Annotated in this window: 1 protein-coding gene and 2 pseudogenes; 2 read left to right on the forward strand and 1 reads right to left on the reverse strand. The window is 73.1% G+C overall.

The window, feature by feature from the left end:
- Positions 1-186: 186 nt before the first annotated feature.
- Positions 187-393: pseudogene (locus ACWGDE_RS36455) on the forward strand (hypothetical protein); the annotation flags it as partial.
- Between the two features lie 503 nt (positions 394-896).
- Positions 897-2,984: an elongation factor G gene (gene fusA, locus ACWGDE_RS36460; protein WP_453393372.1), complete on the forward strand. Its 2,088-nt coding sequence runs from the start codon at positions 897-899 to the stop codon at positions 2,982-2,984.
- Between the two features lie 46 nt (positions 2,985-3,030).
- Here the strand turns inward: fusA and ACWGDE_RS36465 are convergent.
- Positions 3,031-4,523: pseudogene (locus ACWGDE_RS36465) on the reverse strand (hypothetical protein); the annotation flags it as partial.

Raw genomic sequence — 4,523 nt, forward strand, 5'->3', positions numbered from 1 at the left:
GACATGGACCGTTCGGGATGTTCGTCCCGGGGTCACCGTGATCTCGAGGCCCTCGGCCGTGCCGGTGTCGAGGCGGTCTTCGTACGCGATCCCGGCCATGTCTGCCTCCCCGTGTGTTTCCTGGGGCTGCTCCTCTAGCAGCATGGTCGGCACCCATGCGACATACGTCAATAATTACGCGAAATCCTGGACGTATGTACAAAGGTTTCACCGCGTGGGGGTGGGCATCAGCCGGGGATCGACCTGATCGGCTAGAAGGTCGAGGCGACGGACGGCCACATCGGAAGGACCGACAAGCATTCCGAGGGCGCGGCCGCGTCCTGCCTCGTCGTGGACACCGGGGCCTGGATCTTCGGCCAGCGCGTGCTCCTTCCCGCGGGCACCATCCGCCGGAGCCCAGCTACCTGGAACCGTTCGCCCGCTACTACGGCCGGCCCCACATGGAGCCGGTACTGAAGGAAAACCCGGTGCCCCGGACGACCGGGAAGGCTACAGTCGCCTCACGCGCCGCCGTGCAAGACGGCGCGTTCGCCGCCGAGTTGAGTGAGGAGAACCGGGCCATGTGCCGTCATCGAGCCGTCGCCTTCGTTCTCCCTTCGCGGTACGACGTGATCCCGGTGTCCGGGAACGCGCGGTGCCGGCTGCGCGGCCGCCACCGTATGCCCGTGACGCACGTCTGACCTCCGGGTTCCGCCCCGCTCCTCGCGCCGCCTCCGCACGTCCACCGCCCGGCCCCAACGGGCCGGCGCACGGCCGTGCTCGGACGCGGCGCACGGCGCGGGCGTATGCGGCCGGCCCCGAACCGGGGCCCGCCGGCCGTCAGGACCGACGGCCCGAGCTCTCCGTGTCCGGGAATCGCGCTGCCCCACCCCTGAACACGCGAAAGGCATCGGGCCATGCGCACCGACCGGCGAACCTTCACCACCGCTTCCCTCTCCACCACCCGCAACCTGGGCATCCTCGCGCACGTCGACGCGGGCAAGACCACGATCACCGAGCGGATCCTGTTCGCCACGGGCACCGTCCACAAGCGCGGCGAGGTCCACGAGGGCACCACCGTCACCGACTTCGACTCCCAGGAACGCGACCGCGGCATCACCATCTTCGCCGCGGCCGTGAGCTGTGGCTGGCGCGGTCACCGGCTCAACCTGATCGACACACCCGGCCACGTCGACTTCTCCGACGAGGTGGAGCGTTCGCTGCGCGTGCTCGACGGCGCGGTAGCCGTGTTCGACGCCGTCGCGGGCGTCGAGCCGCAGAGCGAATCGGTGTGGCGGCAGGCGGACCGGCACGGTGTGCCGCGGATCGCGTTCGTCAACAAGCTGGACCGGGCGGGCGCGGACCTGGACACGGCGGTCGCGTCGATCCGGGAACGGCTGAGCACCGTCCCGCTGGTGGTCCAACTGCCCATCGGGCGGGAGGACGAGTTCACCGGCGTGGTCGACCTCCTGGGGATGCGCGCGCTGGTCTGGCACACCGGGTCCGATACGTGCGAGACCGGACCGGTTCCGGAGCAGCTACGGGAGGAAGCCGGGCGCCGGCGCCGGACGTTGGAGGAGACGGTGGCCGAACTCCACCCGGCCGCGCTGGAGGAGTTCTGCGCGACGGCGGCCCTGACCGAGCGGACCCTGGCCGGCGCACTGCGCGACCTGACCCTGAGCGGTGACGGCGTCGTGGTGCTGTGCGGCTCGGCCTACCGCAACCGGGGCGTCGAACCGCTGCTCGACGCGGTCCTGGCGTACCTGCCCTCGCCCGCCGACGTACCGGCCGTACGCGGCACGCTCGACGGGACGGCCGACGGCACGGAGCTGGAGCGCGGCCCGGACCCGGCGGAGCCCTTCACGGCCCTGGCGTTCAAGGTGGCGGCGACGGCGACCGGGCGGCTCACGTACCTGCGCGTGTACGCGGGCACGGCACGCAAGGGGGAGACGGTACTCGACGCCGGCGCGGGCCGGACCGAGCGGATCGGCCGGATCCTGCGCGTACAGGCCGACCGGCACGAGGAGATGGAGGAGGTGACGGCCGGTGACATCGTCGCCGTGGTCGGGCTGAAGAACGTACGCGCCGGGGCGACCCTGTGCGCGCCGACGGCACCCGTGGTGCTCGAACCGCCCCTGGTGGCCGAGCCGGTGGTGACGGTGGCGGTGGAGGCCCGGCGCAGTACCGACGTCGGCCGGCTCTCGTCGGCACTGGCGCGGCTCGCCGTCGAGGACCCCTCCCTGGTGGTGCGGTCCGATCCGGAGACCGGCCAGACCGTTCTGTCCGGGATGGGCGAACTCCATCTGGAGGTCGCGGTGGAGAAGATCCGCCGCGACCACGGGCTCGACGTCACCGTCGGACGGCCGCAGGTCTCCTACCGGGAGACCGTGGTGCGCGGCGTGACGGGCCTGGTGTACCGGCACGTCAAACAGGACGGCGGCGCGGGCCAGTTCGCGCACGTCGTGGTGGATGTGGAACCGAGGAAGGAGGCGGGCATGGAGTTCAGGTCCACGGTCGTCGGCGGCCGTGTGCCCCAGGAGTACGTGCGCGCCGTGGAGGCCGGCTGCCGGGACGCCCTCGCCGAGGGCCCGCTGGGCGGTTACCCGGTGACCGGGCTGCTGGTCACGCTCACCGACGGCGCGACCCACTCCAAGGACTCCTCTGAGATGGCGTTCCGGGCGGCGGGCCGGTTCGCGCTGCGCGAGGCGCTGCGGGCCAGCGTGATGGAGCTCCTGGAGCCGGTCGTGGAGGTCACGGTCACCGTTCCCGAGGACGCGGTCGGCGGGGTGCTCGGCGATCTCGCCGCCCGCCGGGGGCGGGTCGCGGGCTCCACGTCCCAGGCCGGTACCGCGGTGGTCACGGCGGCCGTTCCCCTGGCCGAACTGTTCGGGTACGCGTCCGGGCTCCGCGGCCGGACCCGGGGCCGGGGCACCTTCACCACCCGTCCGGCCGTGCCCGCGGCCGTACCGCGGTCGGTGGCCGAGGCGGTCCTGGCCGACCGCTAGCCGTAGGGAGGGCGGCTCAGCCGTGATGCGGTGCTGAGCCGCCCTGTCACCGAGGGTCCGTACGCGAGGTGTCGCCGCGCCCGCCTCGCTCACCGTCCGGACGCCTGGACTCGTGCGCCCCGTGGTAGGAGCGCCGGAACAGGCCGGATGATCGGGGCGCCCTGTGCCTGCCACCCGCCGATGGCCGTGGATCCTCCGGTGCCTCCGGTGCCTCCGGTGCCGGCGGTGCCGAGGGCGGAGGGTCGGAGGAGGCGGGTGACAGCACGGACTTGCGGTGCCGCAGGTCGTAGAGCGCGGCCGCCGTGACCCGGAAGGACACGAGTATCCCGGCGGTCACGGCGAAGGGGGCCAACCACAGCCCGGGTGCGATCGTGCCGTCCGCGAGACCGACCACCGCTGTCAGCGCCGCGGTGCCGATGAAGCAGCACATGGCGACGTGCACGCGCTGTCGGAACACGGTGTCGTGCGGCGCGAGGGCGGCTCCGGCCATGCCCAGAACGAACAGCGCCAGCCCCGTCGACCCGGCCAGGGCCAGCGGCGTGGGCGACGTGGAGAAGGTGAGGAACCGGCCCGTGACGACGAGGGCCCAGGCCGTCACCCCGAGGGTCGTCAGATGGCACAGGACGAGCAGCGAGGGCCGCATGGGAGAGGACGCGGCGGTCACGGTGCCGGGTCCGTGGGCGGCGCGCGCCGGGGGCCGTGGGCCGCGGAGCGGCCGGGAGCGGGAGCGCCGGGAGAGGAGCAGGCACACGGCGCCGAGGAGCGGAAGGCCGAGGACCACCGCGTAGCGGTACGGAGCGGTGGCCGCCGGAAGCGCCGTGGGGAACCAGGCGAGAGGGACGAGCGCCCCGTGCACGCCGGTCAGGAGCAGGGCGGGCCGCCGGCGCAGCGCCAACGCCTCGGTGCCGAGGACCAGGAGCGTGCAGAGGCCGAGGGACGCGGCGGAGGTCAACGCCAGGCCGAGGAGCGCCGAATCGGTGAGCGCCTGCCACAGCATGACGGGCTTCCCGTCCGTGGCGTACTCGTCGGTGATCGGTCCGGGATGGAGCAGGAAGCCCAGACCCAGTCCGGCCCAGAGGCAGGCCGCCAGTCCGGCCAGTCGGGTGGCCAGGCGGCGGCTTCCGCAGCGCAGGCCGCCCCAGGCGAGGACCGAGTACCGCATGCCCAGGCCGATGAGGGCTCCGGCCACGAGGAGCAGCGGCAGCGTGGCCCAGACGTACACCGGCCGGAGCGTGTGCAGGTCGGCCAGTTCGAGGAAGCCGTGGCGGAGCCCGAACAGCGTGATGTCGAAGCTGTGCTCCAGTACGAGGTTCACGGCGGAGGCGAGGATGCAGCCGATCAGGGCGGCTTCCCAGCCGGTGAACTCGTCGGCGAGCTCGGGACGGACCAGCGTCGCCCTCCTGCGGGCGAGGGCGGGATGGGTGGCGAAGGGCCAGGCCGAGGTCTCGCTCCCCTTGTCGCGGCGGCCCTCGGCCAGCCGGCCGAGGAACCCGTCGAGTGCCTGCCGCCCGGTCGCCCCACTGCTGGTCTCGTCGGCGC

This window comes from Streptomyces sp. NPDC054956, assembly GCF_053609185.1.